Genomic DNA, 17,921 nt, shown 5'->3' with positions numbered 1-17,921 from the left:
CGTAGAAATTAAATATTTCCACGGGTTTTATTTTTACCTAAGATCCTTTAAATTATTTTACAACAATATAGAACTTACCAGGCATTTTTTCTTGTGCATCCTGAAATGTTTCTAGAATTATATCTGCCTCTTGACCTAACATTTTTTTACTTTCCTTAAAATACTCCCACTCTATTGTTAAAGGAAGAATAACCCATGCTGTTAGACAATCCCATAACGCATCAGCATTTTCTCCATAATAATGAGGTAAATCTAGTTTTTCCTTTAATACTTTGTGTAATACCTCTTCACTTGTAAATTGTCTACCGTCTAATTTTAAAAATTCCATACATACTCTCCCTACTTTATCTCAGTAAATGTTTTATAATGATCTGAAGTTTTATAAACTAGTCCATCACTGGAATAGACAATTCTATTATTACCACGATAATCTGAAACATAATTAATATCTGCTTCGTACCATGTTCTACCAGGTGCATTTGGTAGTTGCTTCTTTCTGTTTTCAAATATATCGCCACCTATACTTTTACCAGGTGCAACTTTATGCAGATTCCCATCCCTATTCACCCAACCAAGCGCTTCAGCTTGTTGCTTTGTGATGAAATTATCCGGTAATTTCTTATTTTGTTTTATGTACTGAGCGACTTCATCAAAACCCGTAGGATATTTCGTAAATTTTGTACTTTTGGCTGCCGCTTCTAAAGCCTTACCTTTCTTCTCAAGGTCTCCAGCCTTCCCTACAACTTTACCGATAACCCGTGTTGTACCACCAGATACGACAGCCAATGTACCCCATACATAATCTTCTGGATCATATTTTTGACCTGTTACTAAGTCTTCCCCTTTGATGAGTTGTCCAATTTCTTTTCCTGTACCAATTATAGGCGTCATACCCAATACGAATGATACATCTCCATCATTCTTACGATCATATACTCTAGATGGATCGCCACCTAAATCACGAAGTGCATTACTCAAGTCAATATTTCCAACATTGATGGCAGCAGCAGGAATATCAATCTTATGACTTGCTATTCTATTAGCGGAGTCCATAAATGTATTTGCAAGGTCTAATCCCATGTTGAAATCTGTGAAGAATCCTGGGACTTTCGCATCCAATGCTTGTAAATCTTGCGCAATAATTGGAGCATTTTTTCGCGTTACTTGTACAAGTTCCTCCATCCCAGGTTTTGCCTCATCAATGGAATGTTTCAGATTAATGGAGCTATTTACAACTGGTCCTAAATCTTTAACTACACCAGATAACCCCTTCGCTAACTCTTGCATATTCAATGTGATTTGATGAATATCTTTATTAATTTCATTTTGACATTCAATGGCTTTGGCCGAAACCACATCTAATGCTTGATAATAACCAACATAGGCCTCAATAAGTGATTCATAATACTGGAGTATAAAACTGTATGTCTCTACACCAAAATCTAGTAATTCTTTTCCATCAGCTCCAAGTAATTTTACAAGTTCTTTCCTTTGGGTAACGGTTAAATTTTTTATATCACCTTTCATTGCATTTACTAGTTCTTGTAACTTACCATGTGCTTCTTTCATCACTTGTATTTTATGCTGTACATCTTGCTTTGCGTTGTTTACGTTCCTTGAAATACTTTCCCAATGCTCTGCATCATCTACCAAACGATTTTCTTCTTCTTCTAAAATCTTAATCGTGTTATTTATGAGTGTTTCATCACTTTTTAAATAATCTAATACACCTTCAAATATCTTTACTTTTCCATCAAGCAAAGTGAGTGGACTTTTAGCCTCCTGATCAAAAATAATGGCATCATGAATGCGCACATATCCCTTTTCGCCTTGGTAATTAACCTCATACCAAGAACCAACTTTCCCCACTACTTCTATTAATTCACCTTTATTTACACTTTTTGCACGTAATGCTTTTTTCAAGTCTGCCTCAGGATATACTTTTTTAACAAGGGATTCTAATGTAACCCACCCTTTAATCATTTCTCCGTCTTGATTAAACGAGAATCTCTTGTCTTTATATGTAAAATCTCCTGTTTGTAATGCACCTGAAGGCTGTAGTAAGTACCAGTTAAACTCTTGCTTTATCCAACCATTTCTTGATTCATGAGAAGCATCAAAATAATACGGCTTCCCATCAACATTTGTAAAACCTGACTGTACAGAACCTAATGGACTAAAGTAATAGATTTTGCCATCAATATGTTGGATTCCGGTTTGCACTACACCATCGGTTCCCAGATAATAATCATATCCACCTGTATGTAACCAGCCCGTTTGCATAAAACCATCGGCACCAAAATAATAGCGTTTCCCATCAATTGATTGGAAACCTGTTATTCTTTGCCCATCTTTTTTATAATACGTCCATTTTCCTTCTTCTTGTACCCACCCTTTTTGATTATCTAAATAAAGTGCTTCTTTTAATTGATCAATCCATTGTAATCCATTCGCAAGAACCTCTGTATCACTATCTAATTGTTTATCAAATTTCTTTTGAATATTGGATGGAAAGTACTTTTCAGGATCTTTATGATACTCAGTTATCATAAACTGAGACAAATTCGTTGCTTCTTTTGTTACATCCCATGAACGAACTGGTGATTCACCAATTACAACAGACTCCAGTATTCGAACATATCCAACCTCTCTTTGATATTTGACCTGATACCATAAACCTTGCTTGGATATGACTTCTAAAACATCTCCATCCTTTACAGGCTTAGATGTCAATAAAAATTTTGTTTCTGGCTTTGGATAGATTCTTTTAACAGCAGAACGTAGAGTAATCCATCCCTTTTCCATATCCCCGTACTTATTAATTTCAAATGGTTTTCCTTGATAGGTAAATGTTTCTGTCACATACTTCCCATCTTTTAAATAGCTCCATGAAGTTGCAGAAAAACTCCATCCAGTCTTTAGTTTACCAGGTTCACTATAATATAAAGTATCTTTCCCTACCTGCTTTCTTCCTTGGAATAGCCTTCCATCTTTAAAAAAGGAGTACTCTATTCCATCTAACGTAATGTTATCTCTTTGCTTACTCCCATCTTTGTTGTAATAGTACCAATTCTCTTTCTCCTTCACCCAGCCAACTGATTCATCATTTTGCATATCTGTTACTTTCATAATCGTTCTATATAAGAACATAGAAAATTGCTCTCTAGTAACAATGCCATTTGGATTAAAGTTTCCGTCACCTGTACCACTTGTTATGTTGTTACCGGCTAATATTTTGACATATTCGTTGGCCCAGTGACCTTTCATATCCGTAAATTCTACATTTCCTTGCGGTTTTAAATCGAATGTTTTGACAAGCACAGTTGCCATTTCGGCACGTGTCATATTATTTTTCGGATTGAATTTTTTTTCAGCATTTACACTGAAAATACCACGTGCTGTTAGTGCCAAAATTTCCTTTTTGAAATTTCTGTCACCAATATCAACAAATGGATTATTTGTACTATCTTGCGGTTTTAAATATCGATACAAGAAAGCAGCGAGATGTTCGCGAGTAATAGGATCCGCTGCACCGAAATACCCATTTCCGTATCCTGTTATGATCTTATTCTCCACCATATACATCATTTCTTTATACGCCCAATGAGTTTTAGGAACGTCAATAAAAGATGATAAATTCACTTGACCATTTTGTTCTGCATACGCTGTTCCTACTGTACTGAATAATAAAATACATACCATAAAACTTAAAAATAATTTCTTAATTGTATTCATAATAGCTCCTATTCAATTGTTAAAAATATAATTGCAAAATCAGCACTTATTTTATCCTTCATTTACGGCGTTTTATATAATTATCAAATTTCTATTCATACTGATATTTCGCATAAGGACAACCTAAGTCATTCTGTCTGACCTATAATTGATTCATAAGATGTTTCATTTTTTAAATGGAGTAACCCATTTATGGAACCTTCTTAACATACAGTAAAACTAAGTTTTTTAATTTAAAAATCTCTTAGTGTAAAATTCGCATTATGTTGACGAAATCCATAATAATACCAATCTCCTTTCTCATTGACGCGGCCTATTTGATTTAAAACTTCGACTTCCTTTTTAAACATTGGTGCATAGGTAGAAAATAATTAAAATTATGATAATATAAGTCCTATGATTTTCTTCATACTCGCATCTCCTTATCAATTCGTAAAAACCTTTTAATTATATATTGCATTTAATTAATAATAAAATAAAAAAATACAAATATGCATAATTGCATATTCACCTTCTCAATAGGGTGTTCCCTATTGAGAAGAAATCATTTCCTTGATATTATTAGTCTCATAGACTCATAGACTCTCAATAACACTTATCAAAAATATGTACAAAAAGAGGGATGAAAATGGTCTATGGATACGCACGTATAAGTGCACAAGATCAAAATTTAGATACACGAATTGAACAACTTATAAAATATGGAGTAGATGAAATCATAAAAGAGAAAATTAGTGGAGTAACAAAACAAAAGCCGGAGTTAGATACGTTACTTTCAAAATTAACTACTGGGGATACCTTAGTCGTAACTAGAATGGATCGTTTAGGTAGAAATACCATTCAACTGTTACAGTTAGTAGAACAATTTTGGGAAAAGGATGTTCACTTTGCAATTTTAAATTTAGGAATTGATACAAGAACTCAAACGGGTAAGTTCTTCTTAACTGTCATGGCTGCCTTTAGTGAATTAGATCGTGAAATGATTAAAGAAAAACAACATGCGGGAATAAAGCTAGCTAAACAAAAAGGAGTGTATAGAGGAAGAGTAAAGAAATATACGGATAAGCACCCAGTTATGAATCATGCGATTGAATTGCGCAAGCATACCAATAAAACTGTTAAAGAAATATACCAAATTACTGGTGTGAGTCCGGCCGCTCTGTATCGTAGATTAAAAGAACTTGAATAAAGTTCTTTTTTGATTTGTAATTAAATCCCAGAGTGGCCCCTCATACCGAGAATCGTTTCCGTACCCCTGGGAGAGAAACACATGCCTATCAGGGTAAAATTAGCTAAGTTCAAACTCATCCAAACTTTTTTGTTCTTGTACAAGGGCATAAAACTCTCAACTATTCCGAGAAAAATCTCTATTCAGTTAAATTTCATATCTTTAATTGAGCAAAAATCACAAAAATTATCCAACTTTTGTATAAAATAATGAGTCAATTGAACTTAGAAAAAGCGTGTTTTAATAAAAAAAAATTTTCCGAATGCACTTTTTCTTTTTGTTCTTCTATCAGGGATCATAACGTTAAATTAATCAAACATTTTTCGAAAACAACAACAGTTATTTACGAGAATACAACCTCAACTTAAAAAAGACCACCCCTTTCAATAAAGGAAGTGGTCTTCCTAAATTATCTATTTTCTTAAAATAAACCTATAATAACTTTGATATCTCTTTACTCAGTCATCCGATTATAGGAATAAAATCCATTAATACATGTAATTCTATCCCTATTAAAGCAGAAATAAAAATGATTTTTAAGAAAATACTCTATTTATAAGTAAACAATATTATTAATCTAAGTATTATAAAATTAGTAACTCACTTAAGAAGTTTTAAAAGACAAGCTTGTTAATGATGTTCCAACACTTAAGTCGTCATTTAATACGAGGGATAAACAAGCTACTAATGGTAATGTAATGGTAATTGAGCCATCACAATTAATCACTATACTAGGACTAGATCCACACTCTTCTCCACCACTTACAATTGATTCTACCCCACCACTCGGAGTAAACGTAACTAAAAGACACACATCGATACAAATATCATTTAAAGTATATGCCATTACTTATACCCCTCCCTAAAACAATTTATAATAAGCTATGTGGGGTCACCATATCAATGCGGGAAAATTGTACGTTTAGACACATTTTAGACACAAAAAACGAGTGTGTAAATTTAGATGATAGTTATAATTTCAAAAGTGGATCAGATTTTTTATTATAACTAAAAAATCTGATCCACTTATTTGTGTCCTTAAAAATAATCATATTTGAAAAAAGTAATAAATGAACTTTCATTCATCGTTTAATAGGTTTTAACTTTTTCTATTCTATATAGAAATATTTGTTTACTTTTCTGTAATATTCACAAAATTAACAGCTCTCTCGTCCTCAGTACCTAAAGCCGTATTCACTTTATCTATTTCCTTTCTTAATTCTGGTGCTTTCCCTTGATTGACTAAGTTAAGATTCCCAAAAGATTTATTAAAAGATAGAAATTGTCTTGTTTGTTCTTTCCCATTTATTTCTTTAAATAATGTATCATCTACAATTAATAGGATTACGTTGGATCCACCACGATATGGAGATAGCCATACATCCCCTTTATATTGAACATTCATTTTTTTCTCATCAAATGTTAGTTCTTTCAAGTCTTTATATTCTTTATTTGCAAATATGATAGTTTCATCTTTTTCTACTTTTGGTAACGAATCAAGAGGGACTGAAGATAGGAGCCCCTCGTTATTATCCCTTTCACGAATAAATCCCTTTGTATTCATTTTTTCAGCAGTTGTTCTACTAATAAATAGTAAATTACTAGTAGCAGTATCCATAGAATCCCCAAATTTAGTTGGTAACTTTATGTCAAGCTTATTATTATCTATAGTCCCTTCTTTTAATTGATATAGGTCTTGTGAGGTTGTTATATCTTTGTATGAGTCAATTATAGAGTTTCTTGTTTGTTCGTTTATCGTTCCTACTTCTATTGAAATTCCATTTGCTGGAGAGTCTTTTGTACCAAATAATGAACATGCTCCTAACATGGTAATCGAAATACTAGCTACTATTAATAATCCAATTCTTTTTTTCATCCTATATTCTCCTTCTTTTTAAATTAAAAGATTGTTTTATACATTTTTTTCAAATATTGAGCACGAACAAAGTAAAAGTATATAATTTGCATAACTAAGAAACAAATCAATACCACAACGGAACTACCCAAGACTGAAAAATTGGCTAACTTTTGTAAGGCCATAAAAGCAACTGTACTATGTGTAATCGCTATTGCAATTGGTAAAAAGAATAACAATGCAAGTTGACGTGACACAATTTTCTTTAATTCAGGTTTACTTAAACCAACTTTTGCTATCATTTTATATTGCTTCTGATTTCGTTCTAAGTCTGTATATAATCGGAAATATAAAAAGCTTGCAGCAAAAGTAAAGAAAACGATACCTATTAATACACTCATGATAGATGCAAGTCCAAAACCTTGTTTCATCACTATCCATGTAAAAATTAAAGACGAAAATGTATATTGTTCGTTGTATACTTCAAGTTCACTAATACCCTGATTATCTTTCTTTAAAGTAGTCACGATTTTTTCAGCAACCTTTTTTGTTTGATCCCAATTTTTCACAATAAAACCATTGATAGTGAATTGACCGTAGTGACTCTCTGGATCCACAATCATTTGATTATATACAGTATCCGGAATAATAATTGTCGTTATGTTTGTATCTTGTAGTTCTTTTGACGTTAGTATTTTATTTACATGCATAGCTCTTTTTATATTTCCATGCAACAATTGAAAGTCATTTTGATTAGATTTTGCATTAGCGACTTTTTTTGAAGGAATGACAAAACTACTATTTTGATCTTTTAAGCTTTCTTTTTCAAAATCAAATGACTCTGCTAACCTATTGTAATCACTTATTTTTATAACGCTTAATAATACATTACTGTTATAAAGGGTATCTGGAATTTGTTTTATTGAATAAGCGACTTGTTTGAATTTAAACCCACCATTATTGAGTTCGCTTTCTATTTTTTTTAGATGCTCTTTTTCTAAAGGATTATTATTATAAGACTTATAAGAAAATGCAAAGGGACTATTTGATTCAGCCATGGATGAGTTACCTAATCCCATACAAGTTCCCACTGCAGTGAAGGCAACAGCAGAAATAATAGTTACCATAAAAAACATTTTTGCATTATCTTTTAATTGATACACTAAATCTGAAATGGTGAGTATGTTTGTTTTCTTAAAGAAAATATTTTCCCTTTTCTTTAATACACGTAACACATACACACTGAGCTGTGTAAATAAGAAGTACGTTCCAAGTACAACAAAGCTCACCCCTGTCGCCATCATGAATAATACATATTTCATATCCATGTAATGAATTGCGTGAACACTATGGAAAACAGCCGTATATCCTAATCCAATACAAATAAGTGCGAATAAAGATAGCCCAAAGGATGCTTTTGGTTCAGGCTTTGGCTTTTCTTCTGCTTTTATTAATTCTACTAATTGCTCTACATTTACTAGTCGAGAAGTGAAAAGTGAAATAAATAAAAACAATAAGAAGAACGCTCCAAATGTTATCCCAATTGCTTTAAAGGGCATGTAAAATGGGAGTCCTTTATCAATCATTAACAAATTGTTGCTCATAATTAAGATAAACTTAGAGAACGCCATTCCAATTGTAATTCCTGTTAAAGTGGAAGCGATACCAATTATTATATTTTCAATAAATACTAATTTGTTCAATTGTGGGCGTGACATCCCATGTAGCATTAGAATTCCAAAATCTTTTTTTCTTGTTTTTAAAAATGCACTTACAGAATATAGGATAAAAAAGAATGAGAAGAAAAATATTAACCCCTGCGATATCTGTAATCCTGACTTTGCAAATGTATTGATTGTTACACTGGCAGCAAGATCGCCTTGTAAATTTGGATGAAATGCAAGTAATGCATACGTAAAGAAAATCATAATGGCAAACGTACTACTTAAAAAATGAGCCAAATATGTTCGTTTACTTCGAATGACGTTATTAAATGCGAATTGTCGAAAAGTCATGTGCATTTCCTCCTAATAATGCTAAAACCTCTAGAATTTTTTGATAGAATACTTTGCGATTATCTCCACAATAAATCTCATTGTATAACTGTCCATCTTTGATAAACACAATTCGATCACAATAACTTGCAGCCATTGCATCATGTGTCACTAACATCATCGTTGTGCTATTTTCTTTATTAAGCGTTGTCAATAATTCCATCACATCACTAGCAGATTTTGAATCCAGATTTCCTGTAGGCTCATCCGCAAGTAATAATTTCGGATTATGAATAGTAGCACGTGCGATTGCCGTTCTTTGTGCTTGTCCACCAGAAATTTCATACGTACGTTTATCTAATATTTTAGTTATCCCAAGTTTTTCAGCAATAGCCTCAACTTTCTCTTCCATTTCTCGAGGACTTACACCATCAAGCGTAAGTGGAAGAACAATGTTTTCTTTCACTGTCAATGTATTAAGGAGATTAAATGATTGAAAAACAAATCCTAATTCACGTCTTCGAAATAAAGACAACTGATCTGGAGATAACAGATATGGATTTTCTCCATGAATTAATACTTCTCCTGATGTTGGAGCATCTATAGTAGACACCATATTTAATAGCGTTGTTTTACCACTCCCAGATGGTCCCATAATTCCTACAAATTCACCTTTGTTTATTTTTAAATCAATATGGGATAATGCTGTATAAGAAATTTTCCCAGGATAAACTTTCCCTAAATCTGAAACATGTAGTATCTTCACAATTATTTCACCTTCCATTTCTCTTTTCGATACATGAAGTGTAACCTATATATAGTATGTCTCATATCGATTCCCCTAACATTTATCTAACAAGTTTGTAAGATTCAAAAGAAAAAACCGATGAGTAATCTTACTTTCATCGGTTAACGAGATGCATACGGGAATATCTTATGATTTAGTTTTCCACATACTTCTTTAACAGGTTTTGTTTTCTTTAAAGTTAGAAACTTTCGCAAATGAACCGACGATTCTAACTTTCTTCCAATATATCCCCATACGCCATATCCATTCTAAAGGTCCCATTCTGAAGTACTTTAACCATATATTACTATAAATAATTTGTATAACAATAATGGATAGACCGATACCTAAATAGGTTAAGAATGAGAATTTTTCATCTTCTAAATAGTCAAAAACAATCGATGTATGCACAATATAGTTTGACATAGACATTCGGCCAAATGCGATTAAACATGAGAACATACTTCTTACCATGGGAATCATACTTAAAATGGTTAAGCCAACAATATAAAATAGGGGCAGTACGAAAGAACTAAAATTATTCATCCAGCCATAAGAATAGTATGTTAAAAAGAATAGGAGGACTAAACCTGTTACAAGTAATACCTTACATCTTTGTAGGTGATTGAAAAAAGATACCTGTCCTAAAAATATCCCTAAAATAACCATTGAAAGCCCGCTTAACATGCTTACTAAAGATACAATTTGATTATTAGTTGATTCACCTTCAATTAAAACCATGTCACGTGTGAACCAAATCAATATTGCAATAGCGATAAAAACGACAATGTTAATCACCGGTGGTATATACTGAAATACAAATCCTATTAGCCCATAAATTGCATACATAATAAATAATCCACCGGCAGGGACCCCTACAAATGTACATGTAACACCAATTAATAACAGGATACTAAAACGCCGGATATATATTAAATTTGCCCTTTCACCCCTCTTCTTTAAATTTGACATTAATAATGCAGAAGATAAGCCTAGAAGGAACATAAATATATAAATAAATTTGGATACCATGAAAGTGTAAATGAAAGAGCTAAAATAAGGATTGGCATCAGTGCTCACCATACTCGTGTTTTGAAATATATTTGTAAAAGTAATGCCTATAAGCGCAAATCCCCGTAAATAATCAACTATTTCAATACGTTGCTTTTGTATCATAATTCCTTTCTCCTTTCAGTTTTGATTCTACATACAATGTACATATTGCATAGGATTTTTCCTATCGATTTCCCTAACATTTATCTAACAAGTTTGTAAGATTCAAAAGAAAAAACCGATGAATAATCTTTCTTTCATCGGTTAACGAGAGGCATACGGGAATACGATTCTAACTTTCGTTCCCTTACCTACCTCAGATTCTAGCTCAATCTTATGATTTAATTTTTCACATACTTCTTTAACAAGATATAATCCCATTCCCGTAGACTCTTTAAATTCCCTACCATTTTCTCCAGTATAAAATGGATTGAAAACACGTGGTAAATCAGCAGTAGGAATGCCCACTCCATAATCTCTTACTTCCAAAATAATTGCTCGTCCTTTTGAATATGCCGATATTATTACTTTCCCTTTCTTACTTGATGAATATTTAATTGCATTTGACAGTACTTGATTGAGTATAAATCGAAACCATTTCTTATCTGTTTCTACAATAAGACTCGGATCTACTTTTACTTCTGGATACACATAACTACGTATAAACAGACGTTTGTTTTCATGAATAACAGAATCAATCATTCCCAATAATTGCAATCTTTCTACATGAAAATCCTGTTCAAATGTTTCTAAACGAGCAACATATAAGACCATTTCTAATCCTTTTTTGATTCTTTCCGTTTCTTCATTAATACTGTCAAATCGAGAGTCATCGGCATCTTGTGTAATTAACTCAATAACAGAAAGCGGTGTTTTCATTTGATGAACCCATTGATTCATAAAAGTCATTTGTTCTTGTTGTTTTCGTTCCCATTTTTTTAATTGGTTTTGATAATATTGATATTGAGTTTGTAGTAATTTATCTAATGCCATTGATAATGGAGTCAAATCACTATCTTTTATTGAATCATTTAAAGTTTCTATTGGTGTTGATAGACGCTTGTAGAATGAACGATGACTATAATAACGATATATTAAATAACCCATTAATAAAAAAACACCCAAAAATACAGAATATAATGCTGTCAAAATATGTGGATAACCATCAAACCAATATATAAATAGGATGATAAGTAATTGGGCAAATGTATAACAAATAAGTGGAATATGTTCTTGTAAAAATAACTTCATTATTCCTTTCCTTCCTCCTCCCAAGTAGCATGCAGACGATATCCAGCACCACGAACTGTCTCCAGTGCGTTTTCGATACCTAAATCTTGCAATTTCTTTCTAATTCTACCTATATTTACACTCAATGTATTCTCGTCTACATACGAACTATCCCATAGTTGTTCTAAAATCACTTCACGTTTTACAAGGAGCGGAGACTTTGTTATCAATATTTCCAATAAAGTTGTTTCTTTTCTAGTAAGTAAAATTGCCTTATCATCTAGTTGAAGTTCCATTCTTTCTGGGAACAGGAATAACCCTGATTGCTCAACTATCCGTTCTTTTACTTTGGGAGCATATTCACCGTATGCTCTTCTGAGTTGACTACGGATTTTAGACATTACAACTTCATAATAAAAAGGTTTCGTAATGTAGTCATCACCACCATTTTCTAAAGCCATAACTTGATCCATCTCTCCACTCCTTGCAGATAGAAATACAATTGGACAAGTAGAAATAGCTCGTATTTGGCGACACCAATAATAACCGTCAAAACTAGGTAAATTTACATCTAATAGGACTAGATCTGGTTTAATCTTTTGAAATATATCTAAAATATTTTCAAAGTCCTCTATCATAACACTTTGGTATCCGTATTTTTTAATATGAGTTCCCAGTAATTCAGCGATTTTTATATCATCTTCTACAATCATGATTGTATTCATATCGTACTCTCCTCTAATTTAAGTGTGATTTTTAAAGTTTGTTTGGCTTTTTATATTTAATTTTTAAGTTAATTTATTTAAAAGAAATAATATCTTACATACGCCCTAAAATGCAATTAATATCAAATAAAGCTTATATCTTTTGTTTTTTTATTAATAAAAATTTAAAGAGTAAATGGATTGGTTTTTTTCAGAATATAGATGATTTTCATTAAAAAAATGAATTGATATTAGTAAGGGTATTTGAATAGGTAATAACTCAATATATCCATTAATATTTTTTATCCAATTTACTTTAATTAACATATATTACTGTACTATGTGTACAGAAAATTGTATGTTTCTGGACACGTTAATATGGAACAAAAAATTATAGGATTTCTCCTTTTTTCATGTTCAAAAACCCTGTAAACTTATCTATGTTCAGATAAATATATAGAATTAAGTTATTGAACAAAAGGAGAGAAAAAGGAATGAAGGTTGGATATGTTCGAGTATCTACAATTGATCAAAATTTAGACTTACAGTTTGATGCTTTGAAATCTTATGGATGCGATAAAATATTTCAAGATAAATTAAGTGGGGTTAAAGATAAAAGGCCAGGCTTAGAGGAAGCGTTTCAATATGTACGTCCTGGTGATTCCTTGGTAGTTTGGCGATTAGATCGCTTAGGTCGTACTATGCGACATCTTATTCAGATTGTTAATGAATTGAATGAACGAGGGATCAGTTTTTATAGTGTTCATGAAAATATTACAATGGATCGTTCAAGTGCTACTGGTCAACTTATGTTGCACTTATTTGCATCTTTTGCGGAATTTGAACGTAACTTGATTCGTGAACGAACGGAAGCTGGTAGAATTGCTGCACGAGCAAGAGGGCGCTTTGGTGGTAGACCAGAGAAACTAAAAGACAAGGAAATTGATATGATACAAACCCTTGTTGCCAATAAAACTCCTATTAAAGATGTAGCTCAAATGCTTGGAGTCTCTCGTACTACGGTTTATCGATATTTAAATAAATAGGAGGAAATAATATGGTAACAAGGTAGCTTCTCACTTCATCACAAAGGGCGTATTTTTATGAAATTCCTGAATACATGGATCAACGGGAGATACTGTGCTATTACACAATATCTGATGAAGAATTACAGATTATAAATAAACAGCGTGGAGCCGCTAATAGATTAGGGTTTGCCATCCAAATTGCATACTTACGTTTTCCTGGAAGACCATTATCTGTAAATGAAAAAATTCCGGATTTTATTGTACATACGATTGCTAAACAATTAGGAATTTCACCTTCAGCTATACAAAATTACGCACGTGAGCGTGATACAACTCGTCGTGAACATCTCATTAAAATTAGAGGTACATTTGGATTTCGAACGTTTACTATAAAAGAATATCGAGAGTTAGCAAGTTGGCTTCTTCCTATGGCAATGAAACCAGATCAAGGACATCTTTTAGTAGAGGCTCTTGTTATAGAAATGAGAAAAAGAAAAATCATTCTACCAGCTATATATGCAATTGAACATTTAGCATGGGCTGTACGTGAACGATCACATAGAAGGATCTTTAAACAATTAACAAGAAGTCTTACTTCTTCTCAATGTAAGCAACTAGATAAGTTATTAAGCATAGGAAAAGGATACAAGTATTCGTATTTATCATGGCTTTGACAACCTCCAGGTGTTGTTTCTGTTAAAAATTTCCATAAGGTTATGGAGAGAATAGAGTTTATTCAAAAATTAAATTTACCATTAGATAATGGTCGAGAAGTGCATCAGAATCGATTGTTACAGATGGCACGTGAAGGATCACGTTATTCCAATCAACATTTATCTAGGTTTCATGAGCTCAAACGCCACGCAATCCTTATGGCTTTTCTTATTCATATTTATGCTTTTTTAACAGATCAAGGGATAGAAATGCTTGAGAAGCTAATGGGTAGAATGTTTAATCGAGGAGAGAAGAAACATAAGGACCACTTTCAAAAAGACGGAAAAGCGATTAATGAAAAGGTTCGTTTATACGCCAAAATTGGAAAAGCATTAATTGAAGCAAAAGAATTAGAACAAGATCCTTTTGAATCCTTACAATCTATCATTTCATGGGAACAGTTTGTACAATCAGTAGAACAGGCAGAAGAATTAGCTAGACCAGCAGAATTTGATTATTTAGAACTACTAGATAATCACTATGGTCATTTTCGAAAGTTTGCCCCCAGATTATTAAGAACTTATTTATTTAAAGCATCTAAAGCAAGTAATACTTTATTTCAGGCTTTAGATGCTTTAAATAAATAAATCAAACAGGAAAACGAAAAATTCCTGAAACAGCACCGATGGATTTTTTTAAGTCAAAATGGTTCAAACATGTAATCAAAGATAATGGTATTAATCGTCATTACTATGAATTCGGTGTCTTTTCAGAATTATGTAATCACCTCCGTTCTGGGGATATGTGGGTTATAGGAAGTAAACAATATAAGGATTTTGAAGAGTATCTATTACCACAAGAAAAATGGTCTGAATTGAAGAATAAAAAACAAGTTCCTTTAACAATTCCAACAAATATCGATCAGTATTTACAGAAGCGATTTCAGTTAATGGAAGAGCAACTTTCTAAGGTAAATCATTTAATTCAAAATCAACTATTGCCAGACGTTTCAATCTATGCAGGAAAAATCCAAATTTCACCTTTAAAGAAAATGATTCCAAATGAAGTTGAAGATTTAACTAGGCTTATTTACAGTGTATTGCCACGTGTTAAATTAACAGAATTATTGGTAGAAGTAGATAGCTGAACACAAAATAGCCCCTTCTCACCAGTAGCGGCTATTTTATATGAAAATACTTCATTAGTTTATATATCCTAAAACACTTACAATCTTACTCGCTTTTAAATTATGAATATGATAATAAATTTCTAAACCTTTTCGCTCAGCTCGTAACACTTTGCCCTTCATTTTTGATAAATGTTGTGAAACCGTCGATTGTGGAATATTCAGTAATTCTGTTAATTGTGTTACATTACACGTTTTTCTCGCACTTAATTCATTTACAATTTGTAAGCGGATTGGATGCGCCATAATTTTCAAAATATCTACATCTTCTTCTGAAACTAAACTTTTTCTCATTTCACTTGTATATGTTGTCATAGGACATTCCCCTTTTATATGAACTCCTTTTATTTTGATCTATTTCCAAAATATTTAAAACTCCGATGTAAAACCTTTATATAAAAATAAGGGAATTTTAAATTTTTAAAAACAGAACGAAATACAATTCACTTTATTTATTCTTTCATTACATATAAATAATAAAATATTAATATGTGCTCTATGTGAAGTTATCCTAAATTTATAATGAAGATTTTTCAAATCATTCACATGTAACTACCTATTTTTCTGCTTTGTGTTTCCCTTCTATCTTTGTTGTTTTCTTTCCTTGAGCTTTTCATTGTTTTCACTAGGTACAGGAGTGTTGGTCATATAAAGATCGATACTACTAAGTCGTTTACTACGAGGAGAATATTTCCTTCCTTTCTATTTTCTTGTACAACTTAATCCTGTAATCGTTTTTTTGTTGTTCTTTGGTTAATAGATGAACGCTCACACGAGATGAGACTTTATTGATTATCAAAGTTGGTCCGCATCAGGATCTAACAAATGAGTCCAAGTAATTAATGCTGTCAACATAACAAAAAGAGTCCTGATTGATACGGACTCTTTTGTGAGTTTTTACAAAAGTAAAATTTTAAACACATAATTACATTTCTATTATTTATTTCAGCACTTGAACAGATGCTGGTTTCCACCCCTGATTCTCTACCCAATCAATATCAACCTTATATTTTTTATTACTTTGCTTATCTCGTACACTACCGTAGGCTTTATTATCACCATTATTCCCAATAAAATCGAAAATCAATTGGCTCTCTGGAACATCAACAGCATAAGAAATTGCTTGTTTCATCTCACTCCAATCTACTGTCCCTTCTTTAAATTTCATTTCAGGTTTTGCTCCTTGCACTGTACCAATTGGCTTCCAAGAAGGATTAGTTTGAGAACCCTTTTCTTGAGATGCCGTTTTTTCTCCCTCTTTATTTTCATTTCCGTTCATTTTTACCGATTTTTCTGCTTTTTGTTTCTCTTCTAACAGTGCTGCTTCTTTCTCCTCACGTTCCTTCTCTTCTAACTGCGCTGCTTCTTTCTCCTCACGTTCCTTCTCTTCTAACTGCGCTGCTTCCTTCTCCTCACGTTCCTTCTCTTCTAACTGTACTGCTTCTTTCTCTTTACGTTTCTTCTCTTCTAACTGCGCTGCTTCTTTCTCTTTACGTTTCTTCTCTTCTAACTTTGTTGCTTTCTTTTCTTGAGCAATTGCTTTCTTTGATGTATCAGAAGGGGAAAACAACTGGTATGTCACTATACCAACTGTCACTAATACCAAAGTAAATGCAATATTAAAAACCACCTTTTTACGACGATTTTGTTGTTTTTCTTGAAACCTGCTTACTTGTCCCATTTTTTAAACCCCCGAGTTTATTTTCTCTTCTAATCTTTATGCATTATTCTTATAATTCTTAATATTTTTATTAAACGATGGAAATAAATCACAATTCCCATACAAGATTTCATATCATAATAAAATTTGTGTTGTTTCAAGCATCTGACATATGTTATTCAAAATATTTTAATACATTAAAAATTGATAAACTCCTGTTCGTAAGAAACCTTCAATTTTATTCAAAGATGATTCCAATTACGTCCACATTAGATCTCCTGTAGAAATCTTTTTAACAATTAAGCCCCTTCTTCCCTTATTTATAATTTTTAAATTAAACTGCCCTCTATGGTACAATAAAGATGTGTTGTTTTCTACTGGGGTATGTCGTAAAATCAGAAGGGATTTTATCTCTTTTACCTTTTTTTCAGAGTAACTTTCACCACTAGGAAACTCTATTATTCCTAATGTAATCTTTAATTCGCTTTCATCAAAAGTCCAATCCTTATTAAGTTCCCTTATCTTTTGTATAAAGCTTCTTTTGGTTTTTCCTATATAGATCAATGTTTCATTTTTAGCATATACTCTAGAGATTGCAAATATTCCCTTCTTAAAAGCTTCTTCTCTACTATAAAAATCATTTAAACTATACAATCCATACCATTTAATATGTACTTTTTCTATTAATCTCACCTCATTTTTAGATAATATTATAATTTCTGAATGTTCGAATTATTGTGGATACATAGCCTTGATTACTTGAATTATAAATAGTGCTTTTCAATAATACATTTTATTATTACTAAT

At 32.1% G+C, this 17,921-nt stretch carries 14 protein-coding genes and 1 pseudogene; 3 read left to right on the top strand and 12 right to left on the bottom strand.

Annotated features, from left to right (window positions below; translation table 11 throughout):
- Positions 1-52: 52 nt before the first annotated feature.
- Both ILT06_RS21355 and ILT06_RS21350 read right to left on the bottom strand, forming a co-directional pair.
- Positions 53-328: a barstar family protein gene (locus tag ILT06_RS21355; RefSeq protein WP_154132225.1), complete on the bottom strand. Its 276-nt coding sequence runs from the start codon at positions 326-328 to the stop codon at positions 53-55.
- Positions 329-339: 11 nt separating this feature from the next.
- On the bottom strand, positions 340-3,735 hold the full coding sequence (locus ILT06_RS21350; protein WP_222655527.1) for an S-layer homology domain-containing protein: 3,396 nt from the start codon (positions 3,733-3,735) through the stop codon (positions 340-342).
- 628 nt (positions 3,736-4,363) lie between these two features.
- Here ILT06_RS21350 and ILT06_RS21345 point away from each other — a divergent pair.
- Positions 4,364-4,924 carry a recombinase family protein gene (locus tag ILT06_RS21345; protein ID WP_222655526.1) on the top strand — a complete coding sequence of 187 codons (561 nt, stop codon included), beginning with the start codon at positions 4,364-4,366 and terminating at the stop codon, positions 4,922-4,924.
- Between the two features lie 643 nt (positions 4,925-5,567).
- On the opposite strand, the gene ILT06_RS21340 is transcribed toward ILT06_RS21345, so the two are convergent.
- The 7 genes from ILT06_RS21340 to ILT06_RS21310 all read right to left on the bottom strand — a co-directional run bounded on the left by ILT06_RS21340 (position 5,568) and on the right by ILT06_RS21310 (position 12,607).
- Complete coding sequence (locus ILT06_RS21340; RefSeq protein ID WP_222655525.1) at positions 5,568-5,810, bottom strand: hypothetical protein; 243 nt, start codon at positions 5,808-5,810, stop codon at positions 5,568-5,570.
- A gap of 285 nt (positions 5,811-6,095) precedes the next feature.
- Entirely contained in the window at positions 6,096-6,839 is a 744-nt protein-coding gene (locus ILT06_RS21335; RefSeq protein WP_222655524.1) for a lipoprotein BA_5634 family protein, read from the bottom strand.
- 23 nt (positions 6,840-6,862) lie between these two features.
- Positions 6,863-8,833, bottom strand: a complete 1,971-nt coding sequence (locus ILT06_RS21330) for an FtsX-like permease family protein (protein ID WP_222655523.1) — start codon at positions 8,831-8,833, stop codon at positions 6,863-6,865.
- Positions 8,808-9,578 (bottom strand): ABC transporter ATP-binding protein, encoded by a 771-nt coding sequence (locus ILT06_RS21325; RefSeq protein WP_272939127.1) that lies wholly within the window; start codon positions 9,576-9,578, stop codon positions 8,808-8,810. The genes ILT06_RS21330 and ILT06_RS21325 overlap by 26 nt, the downstream gene beginning before the upstream one ends.
- Positions 9,579-9,773: 195 nt before the next feature.
- Positions 9,774-10,775, bottom strand: a complete 1,002-nt coding sequence (locus tag ILT06_RS21320; protein WP_222655522.1) for a DUF418 domain-containing protein — start codon at positions 10,773-10,775, stop codon at positions 9,774-9,776.
- A 141-nt stretch (positions 10,776-10,916) separates the two neighbouring features.
- On the bottom strand, positions 10,917-11,903 hold the full coding sequence (locus ILT06_RS21315; RefSeq protein ID WP_222655521.1) for a sensor histidine kinase: 987 nt from the start codon (positions 11,901-11,903) through the stop codon (positions 10,917-10,919).
- A complete protein-coding gene (locus ILT06_RS21310; RefSeq protein ID WP_222655520.1) occupies positions 11,903-12,607 on the bottom strand; it encodes a response regulator transcription factor in 705 nt (234 codons plus the stop codon). Before ILT06_RS21310 ends, ILT06_RS21315 begins: the two co-directional genes overlap by 1 nt.
- A 473-nt stretch (positions 12,608-13,080) precedes the next feature.
- On the opposite strand from ILT06_RS21310, the gene ILT06_RS21305 reads away from it, so the two are divergent.
- Together ILT06_RS21305 and ILT06_RS21300 are read left to right on the top strand one after the other, a co-directional pair.
- Positions 13,081-13,632: a recombinase family protein gene (locus ILT06_RS21305; protein WP_222655519.1), complete on the top strand. Its 552-nt coding sequence runs from the start codon at positions 13,081-13,083 to the stop codon at positions 13,630-13,632.
- Positions 13,633-13,694: 62 nt separating this feature from the next.
- Positions 13,695-15,412, top strand: a pseudogene (locus tag ILT06_RS21300) (Tn3 family transposase); the annotation flags it as partial.
- 57 nt (positions 15,413-15,469) lie between these two features.
- On the opposite strand, the gene ILT06_RS21295 reads toward ILT06_RS21300, so the two are convergent.
- The 3 genes from ILT06_RS21295 to ILT06_RS21285 all read right to left on the bottom strand — a co-directional run bounded on the left by ILT06_RS21295 (position 15,470) and on the right by ILT06_RS21285 (position 17,807).
- The gene (locus ILT06_RS21295; protein ID WP_088047359.1) at positions 15,470-15,769 is read right to left on the bottom strand and encodes an ArsR/SmtB family transcription factor; all 300 of its coding nucleotides are present in this window, start codon (positions 15,767-15,769) and stop codon (positions 15,470-15,472) included.
- 625 nt (positions 15,770-16,394) lie between these two features.
- The gene (locus ILT06_RS21290; RefSeq protein WP_222655518.1) at positions 16,395-17,135 is read right to left on the bottom strand and encodes a YrrS family protein; all 741 of its coding nucleotides are present in this window, start codon (positions 17,133-17,135) and stop codon (positions 16,395-16,397) included.
- A gap of 237 nt (positions 17,136-17,372) precedes the next feature.
- A complete protein-coding gene (locus ILT06_RS21285) occupies positions 17,373-17,807 on the bottom strand; it encodes a hypothetical protein (RefSeq protein WP_002004029.1) in 435 nt (144 codons plus the stop codon).
- Positions 17,808-17,921: the final 114 nt, after the last annotated feature.

Origin of the sequence: Bacillus sp. 17RED48, assembly GCF_019837545.1 — a bacterium.
Classification (GTDB): Bacteria; Bacillota; Bacilli; order Bacillales; family Bacillaceae_G; genus Bacillus_A; species Bacillus_A wiedmannii.
The sequence above is the reverse complement of the archived record's forward strand: the minus strand, read 5'-3'. Positions and strand labels throughout refer to the sequence as shown.

Coding starts and splice junctions, on each gene's coding strand:
- ILT06_RS21355 (WP_154132225.1), bottom strand. CDS start 328: ATGGAATTTTTAAAATTAGACGGTAGACAATTTACAAGTGAAGAGGTA.
- ILT06_RS21350 (WP_222655527.1), bottom strand. CDS start 3,735: ATGAATACAATTAAGAAATTATTTTTAAGTTTTATGGTATGTATTTTA.
- ILT06_RS21345 (WP_222655526.1), top strand. CDS start 4,364: ATGGTCTATGGATACGCACGTATAAGTGCACAAGATCAAAATTTAGAT.
- ILT06_RS21340 (WP_222655525.1), bottom strand. CDS start 5,810: ATGGCATATACTTTAAATGATATTTGTATCGATGTGTGTCTTTTAGTT.
- ILT06_RS21335 (WP_222655524.1), bottom strand. CDS start 6,839: ATGAAAAAAAGAATTGGATTATTAATAGTAGCTAGTATTTCGATTACC.
- ILT06_RS21330 (WP_222655523.1), bottom strand. CDS start 8,833: ATGACTTTTCGACAATTCGCATTTAATAACGTCATTCGAAGTAAACGA.
- ILT06_RS21320 (WP_222655522.1), bottom strand. CDS start 10,775: ATGATACAAAAGCAACGTATTGAAATAGTTGATTATTTACGGGGATTT.
- ILT06_RS21315 (WP_222655521.1), bottom strand. CDS start 11,903: ATGAAGTTATTTTTACAAGAACATATTCCACTTATTTGTTATACATTT.
- ILT06_RS21310 (WP_222655520.1), bottom strand. CDS start 12,607: ATGAATACAATCATGATTGTAGAAGATGATATAAAAATCGCTGAATTA.
- ILT06_RS21305 (WP_222655519.1), top strand. CDS start 13,081: ATGAAGGTTGGATATGTTCGAGTATCTACAATTGATCAAAATTTAGAC.
- ILT06_RS21295 (WP_088047359.1), bottom strand. CDS start 15,769: ATGACAACATATACAAGTGAAATGAGAAAAAGTTTAGTTTCAGAAGAA.
- ILT06_RS21290 (WP_222655518.1), bottom strand. CDS start 17,135: ATGGGACAAGTAAGCAGGTTTCAAGAAAAACAACAAAATCGTCGTAAA.